At 38.3% G+C, this 19,907-nt stretch carries 26 protein-coding genes and 3 tRNA genes; 10 read left to right on the top strand and 19 right to left on the bottom strand.

Annotated elements, in window-relative coordinates:
• Positions 1-32: 32 nt before the first annotated feature.
• Positions 33-341, bottom strand: a complete 309-nt coding sequence (locus MRT15_RS00445; protein ID WP_304326907.1) for a ribonuclease P protein component 4 — start codon at positions 339-341, stop codon at positions 33-35.
• Positions 342-388: 47 nt separating this feature from the next.
• Here MRT15_RS00445 and MRT15_RS00450 point away from each other — a divergent pair, with 47 nt between their 5' ends.
• The gene (locus tag MRT15_RS00450) at positions 389-1,087 is read left to right on the top strand and encodes a 16S rRNA methyltransferase (protein WP_304326908.1); all 699 of its coding nucleotides are present in this window, start codon (positions 389-391) and stop codon (positions 1,085-1,087) included.
• 151 nt (positions 1,088-1,238) lie between these two features.
• Here MRT15_RS00450 and MRT15_RS00455 read toward each other — a convergent pair.
• Positions 1,239-1,312, bottom strand: a tRNA-Ala gene (locus MRT15_RS00455).
• 93 nt (positions 1,313-1,405) lie between these two features.
• On the opposite strand from MRT15_RS00455, the gene MRT15_RS00460 reads away from it, so the two are divergent.
• A complete protein-coding gene (locus tag MRT15_RS00460) occupies positions 1,406-1,819 on the top strand; it encodes an arsenate reductase ArsC (protein WP_304326909.1) in 414 nt (137 codons plus the stop codon).
• 176 nt (positions 1,820-1,995) lie between these two features.
• Here the strand turns inward: MRT15_RS00460 and MRT15_RS00465 are convergent.
• The 3 genes from MRT15_RS00465 to MRT15_RS00475 form a co-directional block, all read right to left on the bottom strand.
• Positions 1,996-2,072, bottom strand: a tRNA-Thr gene (locus MRT15_RS00465).
• 26 nt (positions 2,073-2,098) lie between these two features.
• Positions 2,099-2,674, bottom strand: a complete 576-nt coding sequence (locus MRT15_RS00470) for a DUF99 family protein (RefSeq protein WP_304326910.1) — start codon at positions 2,672-2,674, stop codon at positions 2,099-2,101.
• Between the two features lie 6 nt (positions 2,675-2,680).
• Entirely contained in the window at positions 2,681-3,880 is a 1,200-nt protein-coding gene (locus tag MRT15_RS00475; protein WP_304326911.1) for an ORC1-type DNA replication protein, read from the bottom strand.
• 226 nt (positions 3,881-4,106) lie between these two features.
• Between MRT15_RS00475 and MRT15_RS00480 the strand changes: the two genes are divergently transcribed.
• On the top strand, positions 4,107-5,078 hold the full coding sequence (locus MRT15_RS00480) for an asparagine synthetase A (RefSeq protein WP_304326912.1): 972 nt from the start codon (positions 4,107-4,109) through the stop codon (positions 5,076-5,078).
• A gap of 11 nt (positions 5,079-5,089) precedes the next feature.
• On the opposite strand, the gene MRT15_RS00485 is transcribed toward MRT15_RS00480, so the two are convergent.
• From MRT15_RS00485 to MRT15_RS00505, 5 genes are all read right to left on the bottom strand, one after another.
• Positions 5,090-5,488, bottom strand: coding sequence for a CopG family ribbon-helix-helix protein (locus MRT15_RS00485; protein WP_304326913.1), 399 nt, complete (start codon positions 5,486-5,488; stop codon positions 5,090-5,092).
• Between the two features lie 77 nt (positions 5,489-5,565).
• Positions 5,566-5,663, bottom strand: a tRNA-Leu gene (locus MRT15_RS00490).
• 83 nt (positions 5,664-5,746) lie between these two features.
• Complete coding sequence (locus tag MRT15_RS00495) at positions 5,747-5,911, bottom strand: 30S ribosomal protein S30e (protein WP_304326914.1); 165 nt, start codon at positions 5,909-5,911, stop codon at positions 5,747-5,749.
• Between the two features lie 49 nt (positions 5,912-5,960).
• Complete coding sequence (locus MRT15_RS00500; RefSeq protein ID WP_304326915.1) at positions 5,961-6,773, bottom strand: dihydroorotate dehydrogenase electron transfer subunit; 813 nt, start codon at positions 6,771-6,773, stop codon at positions 5,961-5,963.
• A 5-nt stretch (positions 6,774-6,778) separates the two neighbouring features.
• Positions 6,779-7,681 carry a dihydroorotate dehydrogenase gene (locus MRT15_RS00505; RefSeq protein ID WP_304326956.1) on the bottom strand — a complete coding sequence of 301 codons (903 nt, stop codon included), beginning with the start codon at positions 7,679-7,681 and terminating at the stop codon, positions 6,779-6,781.
• Between the two features lie 87 nt (positions 7,682-7,768).
• On the opposite strand from MRT15_RS00505, the gene MRT15_RS00510 reads away from it, so the two are divergent.
• From MRT15_RS00510 to MRT15_RS00520, 3 genes are read left to right on the top strand one after another with little or no spacing between them, the layout of a single operon-like run.
• Positions 7,769-8,989, top strand: a complete 1,221-nt coding sequence (locus tag MRT15_RS00510) for a hypothetical protein (RefSeq protein ID WP_304326916.1) — start codon at positions 7,769-7,771, stop codon at positions 8,987-8,989.
• A 2-nt stretch (positions 8,990-8,991) separates the two neighbouring features.
• Positions 8,992-9,693: a fibrillarin-like rRNA/tRNA 2'-O-methyltransferase gene (locus tag MRT15_RS00515; RefSeq protein ID WP_304326917.1), complete on the top strand. Its 702-nt coding sequence runs from the start codon at positions 8,992-8,994 to the stop codon at positions 9,691-9,693.
• Between the two features lie 5 nt (positions 9,694-9,698).
• Positions 9,699-10,172, top strand: a complete 474-nt coding sequence (locus tag MRT15_RS00520; RefSeq protein ID WP_304326918.1) for a DUF61 family protein — start codon at positions 9,699-9,701, stop codon at positions 10,170-10,172.
• 1 nt (position 10,173) lies between these two features.
• On the opposite strand, the gene rnhB is transcribed toward MRT15_RS00520, so the two are convergent.
• On the bottom strand, positions 10,174-10,815 hold the full coding sequence (gene rnhB / locus MRT15_RS00525) for a ribonuclease HII (RefSeq protein ID WP_304326919.1): 642 nt from the start codon (positions 10,813-10,815) through the stop codon (positions 10,174-10,176).
• Positions 10,816-10,877: 62 nt separating this feature from the next.
• On the opposite strand from rnhB, the gene MRT15_RS00530 reads away from it, so the two are divergent.
• Together MRT15_RS00530 and MRT15_RS00535 are read left to right on the top strand one after the other, a co-directional pair.
• Complete coding sequence (locus MRT15_RS00530) at positions 10,878-11,402, top strand: NTPase (protein ID WP_304326920.1); 525 nt, start codon at positions 10,878-10,880, stop codon at positions 11,400-11,402.
• A 1-nt stretch (position 11,403) separates the two neighbouring features.
• Entirely contained in the window at positions 11,404-12,591 is a 1,188-nt protein-coding gene (locus tag MRT15_RS00535; protein ID WP_304326921.1) for a tRNA (guanine(10)-N(2))-dimethyltransferase, read from the top strand.
• Here the strand turns inward: MRT15_RS00535 and MRT15_RS00540 are convergent.
• The 6 genes from MRT15_RS00540 to MRT15_RS00565 form a co-directional block, all read right to left on the bottom strand.
• A complete protein-coding gene (locus MRT15_RS00540) occupies positions 12,557-13,156 on the bottom strand; it encodes an RlmE family RNA methyltransferase (protein WP_304326922.1) in 600 nt (199 codons plus the stop codon). The genes MRT15_RS00535 and MRT15_RS00540 overlap by 35 nt on opposite strands.
• Position 13,157: 1 nt before the next feature.
• On the bottom strand, positions 13,158-13,559 hold the full coding sequence (locus MRT15_RS00545) for a hypothetical protein (protein ID WP_304326923.1): 402 nt from the start codon (positions 13,557-13,559) through the stop codon (positions 13,158-13,160).
• A gap of 92 nt (positions 13,560-13,651) precedes the next feature.
• On the bottom strand, positions 13,652-14,575 hold the full coding sequence (locus MRT15_RS00550; RefSeq protein ID WP_304326924.1) for a transcription initiation factor IIB: 924 nt from the start codon (positions 14,573-14,575) through the stop codon (positions 13,652-13,654).
• Between the two features lie 11 nt (positions 14,576-14,586).
• Complete coding sequence (locus tag MRT15_RS00555) at positions 14,587-14,814, bottom strand: H/ACA ribonucleoprotein complex subunit GAR1 (RefSeq protein ID WP_304326925.1); 228 nt, start codon at positions 14,812-14,814, stop codon at positions 14,587-14,589.
• Positions 14,815-14,903: 89 nt separating this feature from the next.
• Positions 14,904-15,281, bottom strand: a complete 378-nt coding sequence (locus tag MRT15_RS00560; RefSeq protein WP_304326926.1) for a signal recognition particle subunit SRP19/SEC65 family protein — start codon at positions 15,279-15,281, stop codon at positions 14,904-14,906.
• Between the two features lie 87 nt (positions 15,282-15,368).
• On the bottom strand, positions 15,369-15,767 hold the full coding sequence (locus MRT15_RS00565; protein ID WP_304326927.1) for a 30S ribosomal protein S8e: 399 nt from the start codon (positions 15,765-15,767) through the stop codon (positions 15,369-15,371).
• 73 nt (positions 15,768-15,840) lie between these two features.
• Here MRT15_RS00565 and hypE point away from each other — a divergent pair, with 73 nt between their 5' ends.
• Positions 15,841-16,866, top strand: coding sequence for a hydrogenase expression/formation protein HypE (gene hypE / locus MRT15_RS00570; protein WP_304326928.1), 1,026 nt, complete (start codon positions 15,841-15,843; stop codon positions 16,864-16,866).
• Between the two features lie 75 nt (positions 16,867-16,941).
• On the top strand, positions 16,942-18,030 hold the full coding sequence (locus tag MRT15_RS00575; RefSeq protein WP_304326929.1) for a Xaa-Pro peptidase family protein: 1,089 nt from the start codon (positions 16,942-16,944) through the stop codon (positions 18,028-18,030).
• Between the two features lie 11 nt (positions 18,031-18,041).
• Here the strand turns inward: MRT15_RS00575 and mtnP are convergent, their stop codons facing one another.
• Together mtnP and MRT15_RS00585 are read right to left on the bottom strand one after the other, a co-directional pair.
• A complete protein-coding gene (gene mtnP, locus MRT15_RS00580) occupies positions 18,042-18,791 on the bottom strand; it encodes an S-methyl-5'-thioadenosine phosphorylase (protein ID WP_304326930.1) in 750 nt (249 codons plus the stop codon).
• A complete protein-coding gene (locus MRT15_RS00585) occupies positions 18,788-19,885 on the bottom strand; it encodes a DUF373 family protein (RefSeq protein ID WP_304326931.1) in 1,098 nt (365 codons plus the stop codon). Before MRT15_RS00585 ends, mtnP begins: the two co-directional genes overlap by 4 nt.
• Between the last annotated feature and the right edge of the window lie 22 nt (positions 19,886-19,907).

The following is a 19,907-nucleotide window of genomic DNA, read 5'->3' on the forward strand; positions in this document are numbered from 1 at the left end:
TGTTGCAATAAATATTTTTCACTGATATCCCTCTACTTCCCCCTCTTTACTATATATCTCATTTTATTTCCACATTTATGGCATGTTACTACTATATGCGTACTCCTCCTACTTCTAATTCTAACGTGGCAGTTTACTCCTGGAACTAGGAATGTGTAGCATTTATGACAAAATCTACGTCTCCATTTTGTCGGTATTCTTACTCTGACTTTCATACTTATTTTACGGGCAATCTCCACATACCTATCTGCTAGCTCAGGGTTTTCGTGAAATACTTTTTCCGCCATTCTGAATAATTTGTCTATGCGTTCTCTGCCTATCTCACGTATGATCCTCCGCATTAAATTAATAGATTTAATGGTTATATTTAAATTGGGTGTTATTCATTTTGCATAATCATCTTAACTTAATTGTTGGAGAGGCAGCTTTGGAACTTATCCCTAGGGAGATAAGTGATCATCCAGCTGTGGTGAAAGATGCTAAGAGGAGGGGGAAGAAGAGTTTTGAACTTCTCTTAGATATTTCCAAACATTATTGGGCTATGAAATCACTAAAGGATTTTTGGAAACGTGGTAGACCTGATATAACACATTTAATACTACTTAATGTTTTAGGTTTTCCTGCAAGCAAGAGGGGGTTAGTGAAAGTGTATGTTCATACAATAAATGATATGGTCATAACTTTTCACCCATCAATCCGCCTACCAAGGAATTATAATAGATTTGTGGGTTTAATGGAGCAATTGTTTAAAGTTGGAAGAGTTCCACCCAATAGTGATACTCCTCTAATAACCATTAAGGCTTGCAACTTGTCAAATCTAATTAACAGTATTCGCCCATCTAAAACCATACTATTAACCTCTGCTGGTGAAAGAATACATCCAAATGATCTAGCGAAGATGCTTGTCAAAGAGGATAATCCAGCAGTCATTATAGGAGGATTTCAAGAGGGGGAGTTTTCAGAGGAAAACTTGAAGTTGGCCGATGTAAAATTCTCAATATACCCTGAAACTCTAGATGCATGGGTTGTAGCCGCAATGGTTGTACATGATTATGAGATTGAAATGAACCTATACTCCACGATCTAACATTATATGATCAGTGTTTCCAGCGTAAATCATCGGTTCCCCCTCATTGACCCTCTTCACATCATTTCACAATCATCTAAACAAATCTACTACATAAATATTGCAGTTGGCTGATAAATTATTATCGTCGTCATTATCAATTTGATTATAGTGGACCGGGCGGGATTTGAACCCGCGACCCCCCGCATGCCAAGCGGATGCTCTTCCAGGCTGAGCTACCGGCCCAACATTTAAAGTAATTGTTAATGTTAGAAATAAATTTTTATCCTATAATGCCATAGTCATGTGTGATTCCCGGGAATATTGAGGGGGAGATGGATGAACTTGAAAACCGTTTTATTTGTATGTGTTGAAAATAGTTTCAGAAGTCAAATTGCTGAAGCTTACTTTAACAAGTATGCTCCTGAAGGCTGGACTGCCATAAGTGCTGGAATAAAACCGGCAGATAAAGTTCATCCAAATGCTGTAAGGCTAATGCTTGAGGAAGGCATAGACATAAGCCATAAAAAACCACAAATGATTACTAGGGAGCTTCAGGAAAAGGCTAATGTGGCAGTGATAGTGTGTAGTGGTGCCCTTTGCCCCATAATATACTCCAGATATGTTGAGGAGTGGAATATGCCTGACCCAGCAAATATGCCGCTTGATGAAGCTAGGAAAATCAGAGATGCAATAAAAGAGAAAGTCTTGGACCTCATTAAAAGGCTTGCCGAAAGTAAGGACCAGTTCTAATATCCACTTCAACATTTTTAGGTCATTCTAATGAGGGATTATGAAATGTTAATAGGGAAGTTTATTTTGAATTTCATTCCCATTAGCCATACCCGGACAACATTATTTTAAGAAGAACCACTTATAGCCTTTCAAGTTTAGGGTAAAATTTACCTAAACAGTTTAATTTAAGAGGATGGAGCCTCGGGCGGGATTTGAACCCGCGACCAACGGCTTACAAGGCCGCCGCTCTACCGAGCTGAGCTACCGAGGCATTCTATAATTCAGATTTAATTTTTGCTATTTATTTTTAACTTGCAAGTATATTTTTGATGATTCTTCAGCTATGATTTCTATTATTCTTATTGGTTCCGGTGTTCTCCCCCATATGGTGTTATTCTTCAATATCTTTATTGCTTCCTCTAAGTCTATCCCTATGACTTCAATGTAGACTGGTTTTTCACGGCTTTTTATCTTTACTTGATGCACCCCCCTCGATGCTTTTAGAGTGTTTTTTATTATCTCCCATCTTATACGCCAATCTGGGAAATGTTTTATTAATGCTGATATAACCTTCTTATTATCTGGCTTTTTCTTAGTGTATATTATTAATGGTATTCTTAGGTTAATCCATATTTTCTCAGCATCTATTAAGTTGAATCCGGCGTAGGATATTCCATTTAGAAGTATTATATCTATTGGTTTTGCTTCATTTATTATTTCAATGGCTTTTTCAGTTGCATCAAGTCCATCAATTTCAATCTCCCTAAAATAGATGTCTTCAATTAATGTGTCTTCTGTCTTTAAACCTATCAATAATGTTTTCCCAAACCCTTTTCCAACAAATTTCCCATCTTCAAATGTTAGTATCTTCATTTCCATCTACTTTAGCAAATTTGATATCTTTTCATCGCTTAATAATCCTTCTCTAAGGCTTTTCTCATTTACACCAATCTTTATTATCTTTGTCCTTCCATACCTCCCCCTACTCACTAACTTCACATTTATTATTCCTAGCGTATCAAGCTCATTTATTAGGTCTCCAATTCTCCTCTGTGTTAGTGGGTCTATCTTGATTTTCTCGCAGAATGTTTTGTATGTATCATATATTTCCCCAGTGGTTGCTTCCCTCTTACCCATCTCCAATTGCAACGTGTATATTGATAGTAGGAGGATTTTTGAGTGTAGTGGTAGGCTTGTTATGGCTTCTATTACTCTATCCTTCTCTATCTCCTTATATGCTTGTTTCACATTTTCTATGGTTACCTTGTCTTGACCATTCCTCTCAGCTATTTCGCCAGCTATCCTCAAAAGTTCCAATGCCCTCCTGGCGTCTCCATGCTCTTTTGCAGCTAATGCCGCGCATAACTGTATTACTCCATCCTCCAAGACTCCACTTCTAAATGCCTTTTCCACTCTTCTTAAAAGTATGTCTTCAAGTTCTGGTGCAGTGTATGGTGGGAAAACCACTTCTTCCTCCCCAAGGCTGCTTAGAACTCTGGCGCTTAGGAACTCTGTGAATTTCAGATCATTTGTTATCCCTATTACGCATAGTTTGCTATTTTTGAGTTCAGTGTTTATCCTTGTAAGTTTGTATAGCAGTTCATCTCCGCATTTCTTAACTAGTCCATCTATCTCATCTAACACAACCACCATAGATACTTTCCTCTTATCTAATCCATTCAAGAATCGCTTGTATACTTCCGCTGTAGCTAATCCTGTGAATGGTACATGTACCCCTATCGCCTCATTTAATGTTGCAAGTACTCTGTAATCTGTGTCTTCATATCTGCAATTTACGTATGCTGTTAGAATTCTCCCCGAAACTTCCCTTCTAGCTTTAATTCTCTCCAAAACATATTTTGCCACGGCAGTTTTACCTGTCCCAGTTAATCCGTATAGGAACATGTTTGATGGTCTTTGATCTTGAAGTAATGGTGCAAGCACCTTTGCAATAGCCATTATCTGTTTCTCTCTATGTGGGAGTTCATCTGGTATATAGTCTGGTCTAAGTAGTTCTCTATTTTTGAATATTTGTGAATGGATTATGCTTGTGAAAATATCATCAATCTTCTTAGACAAGCTTTATCTCCTCAATTAAACCCAATTATCCTAGCCATTCGTTACCTATATTTCTATTGGAGTTTCACATTTAATTCAATATGTAATTGTTTTTCATATGTTGATGTTTTCAAATCATATTCTTCATATATCTTTCCATACTATACATGTATTTTTTACATTTATTCATAATTTTTCAGTAAAGATTTATATTATATTTAGACTCTCATATTCTTCAGATTTAATTATGTCATTTAACTCTGTGATCTTTAGGCATTTAACGATTGGGGAGCCTAAGTTTAAATGCATCTTCAAGATTCAAGATTGCATTTTGTCTTCAATTAGAAGTTTCCTTAGAAGTGAGGGGTTTATAGAGATTCTAGCACCAATAATAGGGCCATGCACAGATCCTGGTATACGTGGAGCTAAGCAAGCTTCAATAGATTACTATGGGTCAAAATTTAAGGTTATGAGTAGCATGATCTTATATAAGCAGATGATGATTAAATGCTATCCAAAAATATTTGCTTTATCTCCAAATATTAGGATAGAGCCATTGGAAGCCGTAAGTACTGGGAGGCATTTAGTTGAGTTTAGGCAAATTGATTTAGAAGTTGCATATGCCAAATGTGAGGATATGTTTGATCTTGCAGAAAGGCTTTTAAAGAGGGTTATTGATGATGTTTTAATAAACTGTTCCAATGAACTTAAATCTCTTGGTAGGGAATTGGCTCCATTGAAAATTCCATTTAAACGTTACACTTATGATGAAGCTGTGAAGCTTCTGTCATCCATGGGGTATCATGTGAGTTACGGTTACGAAATACCATGGGATGCTGAAGAAGTATTATCCTTTCTCCATAAAGAGCCTTTCTGGATAACAAACTATCCCATCAGTGCTCGTGGCTTTTATTACTTGGAAGATGAGAGTAGGCCTGGATTTTTAAGGGATTTTGATTTAATGTATCCAGAGGGTTATGGTGAAGCCATATCTGGTGGTGAAAGGGAGTATAGGTATGAGTTCGTTGTTGAGAGGATGAAGAGGAGTGGTGAAGATCCTTCAAATTACAATTGGTATCTTGAAATGCTAAAAGATGGTATTCCACCATCAGCTGGCTTTGGGATAGGTGTGGAGAGGCTAACAAGATACATTTGTGGGTTGAAATATGTGTGGGATGCCGTGCCATTCCCAAAAATTCCTGGAGTCGTATCTCCCTAATCTTCAATTTATCACATTATTTTGAAAAAGCTACTCCTCATAGCTTTTAACCCTTTAACCCCCTCTATTTTCAACATAAACTCCTTTATTTTAAGTATATCCCCCTTTACAAGTATTGCTTCCATACAGTTCTCCGCATCTAAATGTACATGCGTATTTGATATGACTATATCTAGAAATTCATGTTGTAGTTCTGTTAATTTTTGTTCTGCTTCATGGTCAAAGTATACTGCTATTACTCCTCCAAACATCCCCTCCTCCATCATAATCCCTCTGTCTGAGAGGTATAATCTCAATGCTTCATCAATTATTCTGGATCTATTCTTCATCCCCGTCTTATCCATATATTCATTGAGCATTTTCAAAGTCTCTTTCCTAAATGCTACACCAGTTCTTACTATTTTTGCCAATTCTCATCCCAAAACACTTTAACTCATTTTTGCTATTAAACATAATTCTCCCAACTTTAATTGTGAATTTAAATGGATGCGGGGGGTGGGATTTGAACCCACGAAGGCCTACGCCACGAGGTTTCCCAGTTAACTTCTGAGCCTCGCGCCTTTGACCTGGCTCGGCAACCCCCGCCTACAATATAAACTGAATTATTTTAAAACAAATTATTTATGTTGTTTTCAGGATGCTGGGAAGCTTGAATTATTTCATTTACTCTAAGTCTTCTCCTTCCTCCAAGGGACTCCTCCCATAATTTCGCGTCTAAAGTATATTTTCCTACATCTCAATCTTGGAGGGGAGTTTCTTCTTGGTTTAGCTGGTATTTTTGGGGTTGCCGATCTAACTTTCCCAGCTTTTGTTAGTGATCCATGGCTTGGCATTTTTGCTCACTATTTTATGGTTTAATGGGCTACTTAAATTTTTAGCGCTTCATATTTTTATCTTCCTCCCTGAGGAATCCCTCTTATATACACCTAGCTCAGTTATTTTTGCTAGGATTTCTATTGGTATTACTGGCCCCTCTACACATACTCTTATTCCCAATGGGTCCATGGTGCATGAACCGCATATTCCAATTGCGCACTTCATATATCTCTCCACCAATGCTTGGACATGTATACCCCTTTCCAATGCTATTTCCACAACCCTCTTTATCATGACTTCGGGTCCGCATACGTATATTTCATTGGGCATCTCTCCCTCCCTCAGTAGATTTTCGAGTAGAGTTGTTGCCAACCCCTTATATCCTAGGCTTCCATCTTCCGTTGCTGGTATATATTTGATCTTCCCCAGTTTTGCCAGTTCATTTAATTCCCCCTTAAACACCATTTCATCAATACTTTTAGCTCCATTTATGACTGTAACATTATTCCCCCCTCTTTCACAGAGCCTCCTAATTAGTGGCATTAGTGGTGCTGTGCCTGTTCCTCCACCAATAACTATTATGTTCCCATCCACTTCTTTGAAGCCTCTGCCATAGGGTCCTCTAACCCCGATGTACTCATTTACTCTCTTGTTGTATAGTGCGTTTGTAGCTTCCCCCACCCTATGTACCGTGAACGATATTTCCTCTCTCCCTATATGTGATATCCCCATTGGAATTTCATCTACTCCTGGTATCCAGACCATTATGAATTGTCCCGGATGGGCTTTTTCAGCTATCTCCTTATTGTGTACCGTTATCGTTTTCCTATCTTTCCCCTCATCCCTTACTGCTATTATTCTTGATGGCATTGTTTTCATAAACTTCACCTCTTATGTGCCAACCCTATCATATCCTTTACTGACTTGTATCCTTCATTCTTCATGAAATTCATAATTCCTTGCTCGATTTCCTTGAATATTTCAATACCCTTAAATGCTATTGCAGATCCTATTTGTACTGCGCTGGCTCCAGCCATGATGAATTCTATGGCGTCTTCATAGCTTGTTACCCCTCCAACTCCAATTATCGGTATGCTTAATGCTTCATATAATTGGTATACGCATCTTATGGCTACTGGCTTTATGGCTTTCCCACTTAATCCTCCATATATGTTTGATAGTATTGGTTTAGCGATCTTTATATCTATTATTATTGCTTTTAATGTGTTTATTGCCGTTATGGCGTCTGCACCAGCCTTCTCTGCACTTAACCCTATTTTCACTATGTCTGTTACTTCTGGTGTTAGTTTTGCAAATACTGGTATTTTTACTGTGCTTTTTACGGCATTTACTACTTCATATGTTAGTTTTGGGTCTTGTCCATATTGTATGTTTGGTCCATGGGGGCATGATAGGTTTAGTTCTATTGCATCGGCCCCTGCCTCTTCAGCTTGATAGGCTACTTCAGAGAATTCCTTCACTTCCTCTCCGAAGACGGATACTATTACTGGAACTCCCCCTTCCTTCGCTACTCTTATTTCGTTTTTAAATTCATGTATTCCGGGGTTTGATAGTCCAATGGCATTTATTAATCCATATTCGAGTTTTACTACTGTGGGGTTTGGGAATCCTACTCTTGGATTTTTGCTAACCGATTTTGTTGTAACGGCTCCAGCGCCAGCCATTGCAATTCTCTTTAATATGGCTCCCGTTGTTCCAAGAATCCCTGATGCGAGTATCAGTGGGTTTCTAATTTTTAAGTTTGCTATTTTCGTGCTTATATCCACATCCAATGTTAAGCCCTCGTCTATTATTGATATAAAACATTTAAAAGTTATTGTGTCATTATGCATTATTGGTTAGTGTGGTGTTCAATGTCTAGTTTGGAGTATTTTGTGGTGGATGCTCCATTTGGATTTATGTTATTTGACGTTGATGGGAAGGTTTTGATATTTGAACCCTTCACTGGAGATATGGAGGCTATTGCAGATAAACTTTTTAGATTGGATAATGGTGAAATGATTGAGGAGTTGAAGTCCTTTTGCAATAAGGTTTCATCATCCTTTAAAGCTGGTAAAGTATTTTTCGATAATGAGAAGCTATTTATGATGGTTAGGCGACTTTTACATGATTTTGAATTGCATATAGACCCTCTTAACCCATTATTCAAGAGGTTTAGGGGTGCTCTGCCTGATGTAGCTGTTTCGCAGAGGGTTGTTTCAACAGTTAAAGATTATTATACTTTCCTACATGAAGTTTCATTACTCCTATCTAGGAGGAGGTTGAGGAAGGCTGTTGAGAAGAGAGATCTACTTCTTGCACAATCAATTAACGCCATAGACGATCTTAATAAGATACTGAATATGATGATTAGCCGTTTGAGGGAATGGTATGGCGTTCACTTCCCAGAATTAAACTCGATAGTTGATGATCATAGATTGTATGCGAAGATTGTGGGTAATATTGGTTCAAGGGATAAGTATAATGCAAGTAGCTTGTCTGCTTTAGGGGTTTCTGAATCTTCTTCTAGCAAAATATTATCTGCTGCCAAGTCGTCTATAGGAGCTGACTTCAACGAATATGATATTAACGCTATTATGGATTTTGCTCGGAATATAATGCATCTATATGATTTGAAGGATGAGTTGGAGAGTTATGTTGATTCCGTAGCTGATGATGTATGTCCAAATTTGAAATCTCTTGTAGGCCCCCTTATAAGTGCTAGATTGATTTCATTGGCTGGTGGATTGGATAAACTTGCTAGACTCCCCTCAAGTACAATTCAGGTTCTTGGGGCTGAGAAGGCTCTATTTAGAGCTTTACGTACAGGTACAAGGCCTCCTAAACATGGTGTGATATTTCAATGTCAGGAAGTTCATGGGGCTCCAAAGTGGCAGAGGGGGAAGATAGCTAGAGCCTTGGCTGGTAGACTTGCCATAGCGGCTAGGGTTGATGCCTTCTCAGGCATATATGTGGGTGATCAGTTAAAGGAAGACCTTTATAAGAGGATTGAGGAGATCAGAAAGCTTTATCCAAAGCCCGTTAAGAAGCGTGTTGAGGTTAAGGAGAGGGGGAAGGCTAGGAGGAGGCGGTGAAAATGAGTTTAACCAAAATATATGAGGATGGCAAGTTTAAAGGTGTGTATTGGTGTGAATTTGAAGATGGTTCTAAGAGGCTTGCAACTGTCAATATGGTTCCAGGAGTTCGCGTATATGGTGAGCAGCTTGTCTCCCATGGTGGTGTTGAGTTTAGAGTTTGGAATGCCTTTAGAAGTAAACTTGCTGCAGCAATATTGAAGGGTGTAAGTGAAATATCTGTTAAGCCAGGTTCGTATGTGCTATATTTGGGGACTTCAACTGGCACAACCATTAGCCATGTGAGCGACATTATTGGGCCTGATGGATGCGTATTTGGAGTTGAAGTTGCTCCAAGACCTTTCAGGGAGTTTATGGCTTTATGTGAGAAGAGAAGGAATATAGTTCCAATATTATCGGACGCCCGTACTCCAACTGCATATCGGAGTATAGTTCCAATTGTTGATGGGATGTATTGTGATGTAGCTCAACCTGATCAAGCTAAAATATTGATAGATAATGCTAAGTTTTTCCTCAAACCCAATGGTTTAGCTATGCTTGCAATAAAGGCTAGGAGTATTGATGTAACTTTAGAACCAAGTGAAGTCTATAAGCGTGAAATAAATTGTTTGGTGGATGGCGGCTTTGAGATAATAAGTGTAGTTCATTTAGAGCCATACGATAAGGATCATGCCATGGTGGTTGCAAGGTATGTTGAGAAGTGATCTTAATGCATATTGATTATAGACGTATAGATAGGGTTTTAAACTTGATTTATAAATTGGAAATTGATAGGATTAATAGTCATCTACCAGCGGAATATAAGACTTTAAAAGAAATAGTTTCCAGCAACCTTCCATCAGTTAAAGCTAGGGATGGTTCTGATATAATTATTGATAGGGAAGATCTTAATGTTCTAAGTAAAGTTTTACCTCCAGAATTTCACGAAAAATTGAAGTTGCCGTTAGTCTTCGTTAGGAGGATGGATCTTGGGGTAGGTGCCTATGAGCTTGTGGGCGGGGTGGTTGAGGCGTTCACAGTTTTAAGGGTTATGGGTGAAAATGTATCTATTGATAAAGTTTCACTTCCACTTAGAATTTACAAACCTCATATGTTTAAATTGAAGATGACTATTCCTAGTTGTGTGATTATATCGTTTGGTGAAGTAGGCTCTTCCTCTGCTGAGGATGAAGTGAAGTTATAATCTATATTTCCCTTCTAACCCTATCAAGGGTGGACCAGCTTCTCCTTATGAAGTCGGGCAGTTCCCCCCTTTCCAGACACTTCTTTATGAATAGTATTGTCTTTGGGTCGCTTGGGTATCCTGAGCCTACATCTCCATAAACCCTCTTTATTTCATCTATTATTGAATCCCTCTTCACCTTCGCTATTATTGAAGCCGCTGAGACTACTGGGTATGTTTGGTCTGCTTTATGTTTTGATATTACTTCAATTTTATGGGTTAATTTTGCCATGATCATCCTTCTAAATCTTTCTTCGTCTACATCTGCACTATCAACATATGCCACGTCTGGTTTCAACTCATTTATTATCTTAGCCATAATCTCAGCTTCCAGTTTGTTTAGTACTCCTATCCCTGTCCTCCTCTTATATTGTACTGCTTGATCTATTTCCATGGGTGTTAATATCTGGTATGTCCAATTAACACTTAACTCTAAGATTTTGTAATATAGTTTTTGCCTTCTCTCCCTTGTAAGCATTTTGGAATCCCTAACTCCTATTTCCACAAGTTTGTTTTGGTCTTCATCTCTAATCATTATTCCAGCTATTACCATTGGTCCTATTATTGGGCCTCTTCCTGCCTCATCTACTCCAGCTATCAACATAACATTAATCTCGAACTTAAACTTATCTAGGTTTATTTAATAAAGTTTTACAGGTTAAGTTTATGATTATTGTTGTAACTGGGAGGCCTGGTGTGGGTAAGTCTACTGTTTGCCTTAAGGTTATAGATTTGTTGAGGGGGAGGGGGTTAAGGGTTGGTGGAGTTATTTGTCCCGAGATTAGGGAGGGGGGAGTTAGAGTTGGATTTAAAGTTTTGGATTTGATGAGTGGTAAGAGTGGATTATTGGCTCATGTAAATATTCCTTCCCCAGTTATGGTTGGCAAGTATTATGTGCAGTTGAAATCCTTTGAGGATGTTTTAATTGATGCATTAAACTCTGCTTTGACGGATGCTGATGTAATTGTTTTTGATGAGGTTGGCCCTATGGAATTGAAGAGTAATGTGGTGTTGAATTTCCTATCTTCAATTCCCAAAATTAATAAGCCTATTCTCATGGTTGTCCACTGGAAAGTGGTTAACAATTTAAGGGATCTAATAAAAGTTGATTATAAAGTTTTCACAGTAACCTTTGAGAATAGGATGTTGCTTCCAAATAAGATATTTAACCTTTTGGTTGGAGGGATGTAGATTGACTTTACCTGATGATCTGAAGCTTAAGGTGATATGTGAGGGGAAAGCTAAACTTTATGTTCCAGACATGGATTATTATGGCCATTACGTTGGCGATGATGAGCCATCACATGCCCCAGTATTTTACAATCCAAGGATGACTTTTGATAGAAGTTTATCAGTATTAGTTGTGAATCAATTTAGAAGTTTCGTCTCTGAGAATCTTAGGATTTGTGATGCTTTCTCAGGTACTGGTGTTCGTGGTATAAGATATGGTCTTGAAGTGGATGGGGTTGATCTGGTGTGGTTTAATGATTGGAATCCATTGGCTGTTGAATTAATTCATAAAAATATACTCCTTAACTCGATTAAACCATCTGTGATAGTATCCTGTTTAGACGCGAGAAGGATGTTTTTCATGAATAGCAGTTTTAATAGGAGATTCCATGTGATTGATATAGATCCCTTCGGCTCTCCATCGAAGTTTATTCAGCCTGCCATAGCCTCATTAAAGGATGGTGGGCTTATGTGCATCACTGCCACCGATGTTCCAGTATTGTTTGGCAAATATCCCACCACATGTTTGAGGAGGTATGGATCCATACCCATTGAATCCAGTTTCTCACAGGAGATTGCTGTTAGAATATTGCTTGGATACATTTCGAGAAATGTTTCCACATATGATTTCTCATGCACCCCATTACTCTGCTATTCTAGGGCGCATTACATAAGGATATTTGCACGCTTCAATTTTAGTGTAGATCTCGCGAATGAGTCTATGTCGAAACTTGGCTACATATCCTTTTGCGATAAGTGTCTCCATAGATTTGTTGTGAATGGCATACTGCCCCCTGATGTACGTGAATGTCCAAATTGTAATTCCAAACTCCACTTCTCAGGCCCCCTTTGGGTAGGCCCACTCTTCAATCCAGAATTCATAGTGGAGTTAAGGAAGCATGCTAGCACCCCCGATTTAACCCGTTTCTTGGACATTATACTTGATGAATGTAGGGGGCCTCCAACATTCTATGTTTTGGATGAAATTTCAAAAATCCTTAAAACCTCTTCCCCAAGTGTCGATGATATTTTAGAAGAACTTAAATCCATGGGTTTCTTCGCTTCTAGAACCCACTTCCATGCTAAGGGGATTAGGACGAATGCTCCTTCAAAGATCATTTTTGACTTAGTGAAATCTTCCTCCTCTTAGCTATCACATATACTTCTGAACTCTCCTTCCTCGAAGCGCTTGGCTTGAATATTTTAACCTCTACGAATTCTCCTTTAACTTTATTTATGAAATCGTTTAATAGAGGGCCTTGAAAAACCTTTATTACACATCTCCCATCTGGTTTCAGTAATTCTTTAGCTATTTTTAATGCATTTTCTGCTATGAATATTTGTCTTGCATGATCAGTATCCCATATTCCAGAAATTTTTGGAGCTGCATCTGATAGTACCACGTCTACCATGCGCCCATTAGGGATTACGCTCCTTATAATCTCCACTATCTTTTCATCCGTTATGTCTGCTTGTATTGTTATGACATTACTCCATGGGAACTTCTCTATTTCATTTATATCTACACCTATCACTAGTCCATCATCCCCTACAATTTCTCTTGAAACTTGTATCCATCCTCCAGGTGCAGCTCCCAAGTCTACAACTATGTTTCCTCTCCTAATAACATTATATTTCCCATTTATCTCCTTCAATTTGTATGCTGCCCTAGATCTATAACCTTCGGCTTTTGCTTTTCGATAGTAGTAATCCATTCTATTGTGGTGCCCCCCCTTCAATTTCCTCCATTCCCTCCACCTGACTCATAATCCAATCCGTCATTTTTTGACATGTAATTGGATTTACTTCGCCTCCTTGACCGCACTTCGTTATTATTGGGCATGTGAAGCATGGTATCCCTTTTACACTTGATATTGATATCTTCTTAGGCTCCTTTTTAACGATTTTAAGTATATATGTATGTTTTCCTTCATGTATTATTGGTTCTCTAGTCACAAATCCCTTCTTTTCCAGTCTGATAGCTATTCTCGACCCCTCTCTACTATCTGTTCCAAGGATTTTCCATAATTCGCTTTGCATTATCCCATTTTCCCCTCTCTTAATGATTATTTCTATGGCCTTCTTCTCCAGTTCGCTGAGTTTTACTGCTTTAGGCATTTTATATCATCTACTCCAATAATTTTCAGTTAATATTATGATAATTCAAACTAATTTATATTTTAAATTGTAAATGAATTGTGTTTCGTGGTTTAAAGTGGTATGTCTATGACTATTTTCTCAGCCAATTCTTTATATCTATTCCTAATTGTTACTTCAGTGACTCCTGCTACGTTTGCTATTTCTCTTTGCGTTTTCTTTTCATTTAATATCACGCTTGCTATGTATATTGCTGCTGCAGCAACTCCTATGGGGCCTCTGCCTGATGTTAATCCATTGTTCTTCGCTATATCCACTATTCTCTTTGCATGTATTTGTACGTCCCCCACAAGTCCTAGTTGTGTTGCAAGTCTTGGTATGTATTCGACGGGGTTTGTTGGGTTTACCTTCTTTATGAGTTCTCTAGCCATGAATCTATAGCTTCTCCCTATATCCTTCTTATTTACCCTAGCGACTTTCGTTATTTCATCAAGAGTTCTTGGTACACCATATTTTCTGCAAGCAGCGTATATGGCTGCTGCAGCCATGCTTTCCACCGATCTACCTCTAACGAGTTTTTCTTCCACAGCTCTCCTATATATTAGTGCAGCTTCTTCATGTATGCTTTTTGGCAGTCCAAGTTGGGATGTTATCCTCTCTATTTCTTGTAATGCGAATGCAAGGTTTCTTTCCGTGGCATCTGATATTCTAATTCTCCTCTGCCATTTCCTCAATCTATATACTTGTGCCCTCCTTTTTGGTGTTAGGTCTTTACCATAGCTGTCTTTATCCCTCCAATCAATTATAGTTGATAATCCTTTATCATGTATTGTCAATGTGAGTGGTGCCCCCACACGGGTTCTCTTCTCCTTTTGCTCCGGATTGAATGCTCTCCATTCAGGTCCTGGATCCATCATCCTTTCACTTATTACTAATCCACAATTTAGACATGTTATTTCAGCTCTTTCTTCATCTCTAATTAGATTTGTGCTTCCGCATTCTGGACATATTTTTACGGTTTTATCCGGCTCCCCCATTAATCTTCCTCCTACTCTTCGAAGTATACTTTATCCCCCTTTATTTTGGGGGTTGACTTTTCATTTGATACCTTTATTAGGATGTATGGGTTTTTTACTGGTCCAAATACTTCGTATACGCTTCCAATGATTTTCCCATCAGCATCATATACCTTTGAATCTGTTTTTGGAGCTTTTTTTGCTCTCGCTAGAATTAGCCTTTCATTCACTTTATGCAGGATTTTACCTGCATGCGTCAAGGGATCATCTCCACTTCAACATAATTTTTACTGTTGAATAAACTTATAAGTTTATTGTGATTTTAAGCAAAAAGCTTCATTTACTAATTCTAATCCGCTTTTTTACCTTTGCTTTTCTCAGATTCTTTAATTCTTTGTTTTTCAATTCTCATTTTACTTATTGTTAATGCCAATTTCTTAATAATCTCCGTCTTCCTCCCCGTTTCCTCTATTATTATTCTTCCTTCAGACTTAAACCACGTTTTTGGATATTTTTTACCCTTTTCCACGGTGTACTTCATTTTCAGCTCCTTTGCTGCTGCCTCCATTTCCTCTATTGTTGGGTTTGGTACTGCCATGTCCTTTGGAATCCTCCTCCCATATTTTCTGGTTAATGTTGCATCTATGTATGCTGGCCATATTATACTCTTCCTTCTTTTCACAGTTTCCTTACCTGTATATGCATTAGCTCCATTAATGTTTATCACCCTAATTTCATTGTTTCCTCATAAATTTATATTTTGAAGGCTATCTATTTATAGGATGTTTGTCTTCCTTATTACTCATTACTGTTTTTAGCTTATCTTTTTGATTAATACTGCATTTATAACTCCATGTTGACCTGGTCTTGAGGTAACTTTTGCTTCTCCTATTGGTGTCTCTATAATTGCCCCTTTCGTTATTATCCCTCTTCTTGCGTATTCTGGATTTGCTGGGTTGCTCTTTACTCGTATGATTTTCACCTTAACCACCTTTCTCCCACTTTCATCAGTTATTGCCACATTTGCGTAGGCAGCCTTCTTCTGCCTCACTTTTATGTTTCCACCACGAACTCTAATTTTCACTCTCTCATCATTTTCGCTGAGAATGGTGTTTGTGGGGGGTCTCCCCAATTCATATTTCCTCTTCTCCCTATAAGGCCTCTTTCTTCCTCCTGATGGTTTTTTAAGGTCATTCCCTTGGTAGTAGCTCAATTATTTCACCCTTGCTGTGCTATCACGATATTTTTATCTCATACTTTTAAGTATTATGTTTTGGTTCATGAATATGTCTGATGAGTTTGTAAAGCTTTTCCATGGTAGTGGTGGGCAGCTGACTGATAAGCTCATTGATAAGCTTTTTGTTAATAGAGTTAAGCTTCATAATGTTTTTGGGGGTGTGGGGTTGAGGGATTTTGATGATGGTGCATCAATCCCTATAGGTGATTTTGAATTGGTTATGACATCAGATGGTTACACTGTTGATCCAATATTCTTCCCAGGTGGGGATATTGGTGTTTTAGCTGTATGTGGTACAATTAACGATCTTGCTGTTATGGGTGCTAAGCCCCTTGCCATAATGGATAATATAATTGTTGAAGAGGGGTTTCCAATGAAAGATCTTGAACTAATTGTTAACTCGATGATTAAGACGGCTGAGGAAAATAATGTTGCCATTGTGGGGGGAGATTTTAAAGTTATACCTAAGGGTAAGTTGGATAAAATAGTTATTGGAATGAGTGGGATTGGAATAGCGCCAAGGGGTAAAATTATAACTGATCGTGGCGTTAAGTGTGGGGATAAGATAATTGTTACTGGTAGTATTGGTGAACATGAAATTGCCTTAATGTCTGTTAGGGAAGGGTTATCCTTTATTGGGGAAATCAAATCTGATGTTGCTGCAATATATAATGTGATGGAGGCTGCACTTGAAGTTGGAGGTGTTCATGCCGCTAAAGATCCCACGAGGGGGGGTTTAGCTGAGGCTTTAAATGTTTGGGCAAGTAAATGTAATGTTGGTATATGGATCGAGGAATCCAAGATACCAATTAGATCTGAGGTTAAAGCCGTATGTGAGATGATGGGTTTAGATCCCCTATACTTAGCCTGTGAGGGTAGAGCTGTTTTAAGTGTGGATCCAGCATATGCAGATGACATCCTAAATAGGATAAGGAGATTTAAAGGGTGTGAATCTGCAAGCATAATTGGTGAAGTTAGGAGTAGCCCTAAGGGGTATGTTGTTATGGAAACCGTAATTGGTGGGAGTAGGGTTGTTCCGCCACCAATTGGGTCGCAGCTCCCCAGAATCTGTTAATATGGGTGGATGATTAAATCCCAAAACAATGTATTTAAATTTTAAGTTTACTCAATTATATTTTTGGTGTCATTTTTGCCATCAATTCAAACGTTTAGGAAACGTTTAGCGATGGTACGTGGAGAGATTGAAAAGAGGGGGGCTAAAGCTGCAATACTATTTAATTCATTGAACATATATTACTTGACGGGATTCCCTAGGGGTAGGAGCCTAATAGTTCCCATAGATGCTGACCCTATATTGTTAGTTTCGGAGCTGGAGTTTGATGAAGCTACAGAGACATTTAAGCATGGTGTAGTAATCCCCCTAAAGGCAGATATGAGTTTATCTGATGTTATTAATTCTAAGTTGACGGAGCTTCATGTAAGTGGGAATATTGCGGTGGAACGCCAGTACATGAATATTGATATGTATTCCACATTGGCTAAGAAATTGAATGTATCTGAATTCATGGATTTCTCAACATCCATATTGCAGATTAGGTCTGTAAAGGATTCTGAAGAGATTGATTTGATTAGAAAGGCTTTAAGCATATCTGAGAAGAGCATTAAACATTTATTGAGTGTTTTACATGAAGGGATGAGTGAAGTGGAGATTGCAGGTGAAATTGAGTATGCTATGAGGAGAGCTGGTTCTGAAGGGTATGCTTTTGATAGTATAGTGGCTTCTGGGGTTCGTTCAGCTTTTCCACATGCTTCCACAACACAGAAAAGGGTTTGTCAAGGTGAATTGGTGGTTATAGATGTTGGCGCTAAGTATGGTGGATACTGTTCAGATATAACTAGAACCATTACAGTAGGCTCCATAAATGAGGATTTGAAGAAGATGTTCACCCCTGTGCTTGAAGCCATAAACGCCGCTGTGGGTGTCCTTTCAGCAGGGGTTACTGGAGCTGAGGTTGATGCTGCTGCTAGACGTGTAATAGAGAAGTATGGTTATGGAAAATATTTCACGCATAGTCTCGGTCATGGTGTTGGTTTAGCAGTTCACGAAGAACCTGGGTTGAATTCCAGGAATAATTCACCTCTACCCAGTGGTAGCATCGTTACCATAGAGCCTGGGATATACATTAAGGGGGTTGGTGGCGTTAGGGTTGAGGAGATGGCTTTGGTGCGTGAAGGTGGATGTGAGATTCTTAATAGCTTGGAGAGAGTGTTCTTCTAAATATTAGTCCCCTATAATCCACACATACAATTTTTGCGTTCAACTGGTATTCTCTGAACAACTTTGTTCATAATTTCAACAATAACCCTCGTTTTTCCCCTCATAATTTCATTTACCTCTTCATGTGATATCCTCTTCTGCATTCCAGCAGCGTAATTTGTAATTACGCATATTGTTGCATAACACATTTTCAATTCTCTTGCCAGAATGACCTCTGGGACTCCAGTCATACCTACCACATCTGCTCCTAAAAGTCTAAACATCCTTATTTCAGAGGGGGTTTCAAATCTAGGTCCCTCCGTACATACATATACTCCACCATCCCAAATTTTGATGCCCATTTCCTCAGCAACTTCAATGATTATCCTTCTAATCTCTGGGCAGTATGGTGTTGTTAAATCTACATGAACTGCTTTTTGATCGTAAAATGTGTATGTTCTCCCCTTTGTGAAGTCTATGAAGTCATGTGGTATAAGTAGGTCTCCTGGGTTTAGACCATCCCTTATCCCTCCAACGGCATTCGTGGCTATCACCCTTTCAACCCCAAGAGTTTTCAATGCCCATAAGTTTCCTCTATAGTTCACTTTGTGTGGTGGGGTTTCATGTCTTTCTCCATGTCTAGGTATAAATGCGACTTTCTCATTTACCATAACACCTACTTTGACAAGTACATCACCATATGGTGTATTCACCAATACTCTTTCTCCCTCTATTGCATTTTCAAGTCCAGATCCTCCAATGATTCCAATTCTAATCTTCATTTCCCTCCCCTCCCCCCTCTCTTTGAGATTACCCCCTCTATTAATGTGAAGAGTATTATTAGGGTTATTGTGGTGACCGTTGGTATTATTAGTGGTGTTAGAATGGCTTGAATTGAGTATTCTTGCTTTATTAGTGTTTCTGCAACCCCCTTTAATAGTGGCCTTACAGTTATTATGAATGTTAAACTAACTATGTTATGCCAAACTTTACTACTCTTCCTCAATACTTTCTCAATAATTCTACCTCCAACTATTATGGAGAAGCCTATTAGGATTATGTCGCTTGATACGTCTATGAATGTTCCAGCCATCCCAGCTATATTACCCATTAAATTTGGGTTTACAGCAATTTCAGATAGGACTTTCCCCACGCCCATATACATTGATATTAGTATTGTTATTACCCCCATGAGGCTTGAGAAGAATATTACTGGGGAGGACTTTAACCATCCAATTACATATGTATCTATGGAGAATCCACGTATTATGAATGCTATTCCAACAATGAATAATGCACCCATACCCGCATACTGGGAGTATCCTGTGACTATCAATATTGCCATTGATAGGAATAATAATCCAGGTATTCCTAGAAATATTCTTGCGTATTGTGATTCTTCAACGATCTTTCTTAGGTATCTTGCAAATAGTATGTATGATTCTTCAACCCCCCTCTCCTGTTGTACTATTATTCTTTTAACTGATACTATTGGTATTCTTGATTGTATTATTGGTATTATTAGTTCATCTGCTGCTCCATCACTTACAAATATCGCTCCAGTGGCTTGATATGATTTTAAAACTTCATTTAGTTCATCCCTTATCTTTATATCTGATTTTAATCCCCCTTCTGCTTCACCTGCAATGGTTGCAATTTCACATTCCATATTGTTGCGTTTCAATTCATCATAAACCTTTATAGCTGCGAATATTGCATTCACATCTGAGTCTTCTGGGGATGTTATTGCAAATTTCACGGCAGCTTCAATATTTTTCTCTCTCCCTATTATGGGTGTTTTGAATCCAGTAGCCTTCCCTACATCATTATCTTTATCTACACATATTATGAGTAATTTCTCAGCGTTTTCTTTCATTCAAATACCATAAAATAGTATT

The organism is Candidatus Culexarchaeum yellowstonense (genome assembly GCF_024707025.1).
In the GTDB taxonomy this organism is placed as follows: Archaea; Thermoproteota; Methanomethylicia; order Culexarchaeales; family Culexarchaeaceae; genus Culexarchaeum.

Coding starts and splice junctions, on each gene's coding strand:
- MRT15_RS00445 (WP_304326907.1), bottom strand. CDS start 341: ATGCGGAGGATCATACGTGAGATAGGCAGAGAACGCATAGACAAATTA.
- MRT15_RS00460 (WP_304326909.1), top strand. CDS start 1,406: ATGAACTTGAAAACCGTTTTATTTGTATGTGTTGAAAATAGTTTCAGA.
- MRT15_RS00470 (WP_304326910.1), bottom strand. CDS start 2,674: ATGAAGATACTAACATTTGAAGATGGGAAATTTGTTGGAAAAGGGTTT.
- MRT15_RS00480 (WP_304326912.1), top strand. CDS start 4,107: ATGTCATTTAACTCTGTGATCTTTAGGCATTTAACGATTGGGGAGCCT.
- MRT15_RS00495 (WP_304326914.1), bottom strand. CDS start 5,911: ATGCCAAGCCATGGATCACTAACAAAAGCTGGGAAAGTTAGATCGGCA.
- MRT15_RS00500 (WP_304326915.1), bottom strand. CDS start 6,773: ATGAAAACAATGCCATCAAGAATAATAGCAGTAAGGGATGAGGGGAAA.
- MRT15_RS00510 (WP_304326916.1), top strand. CDS start 7,769: ATGTCTAGTTTGGAGTATTTTGTGGTGGATGCTCCATTTGGATTTATG.
- MRT15_RS00515 (WP_304326917.1), top strand. CDS start 8,992: ATGAGTTTAACCAAAATATATGAGGATGGCAAGTTTAAAGGTGTGTAT.
- MRT15_RS00520 (WP_304326918.1), top strand. CDS start 9,699: ATGCATATTGATTATAGACGTATAGATAGGGTTTTAAACTTGATTTAT.
- rnhB (WP_304326919.1), bottom strand. CDS start 10,815: ATGTTGATAGCTGGAGTAGATGAGGCAGGAAGAGGCCCAATAATAGGA.
- MRT15_RS00530 (WP_304326920.1), top strand. CDS start 10,878: ATGATTATTGTTGTAACTGGGAGGCCTGGTGTGGGTAAGTCTACTGTT.
- MRT15_RS00540 (WP_304326922.1), bottom strand. CDS start 13,156: ATGGATTACTACTATCGAAAAGCAAAAGCCGAAGGTTATAGATCTAGG.
- MRT15_RS00545 (WP_304326923.1), bottom strand. CDS start 13,559: ATGCCTAAAGCAGTAAAACTCAGCGAACTGGAGAAGAAGGCCATAGAA.
- MRT15_RS00550 (WP_304326924.1), bottom strand. CDS start 14,575: ATGGGGGAGCCGGATAAAACCGTAAAAATATGTCCAGAATGCGGAAGC.
- hypE (WP_304326928.1), top strand. CDS start 15,841: ATGTCTGATGAGTTTGTAAAGCTTTTCCATGGTAGTGGTGGGCAGCTG.
- mtnP (WP_304326930.1), bottom strand. CDS start 18,791: ATGAAGATTAGAATTGGAATCATTGGAGGATCTGGACTTGAAAATGCA.
- MRT15_RS00585 (WP_304326931.1), bottom strand. CDS start 19,885: ATGAAAGAAAACGCTGAGAAATTACTCATAATATGTGTAGATAAAGAT.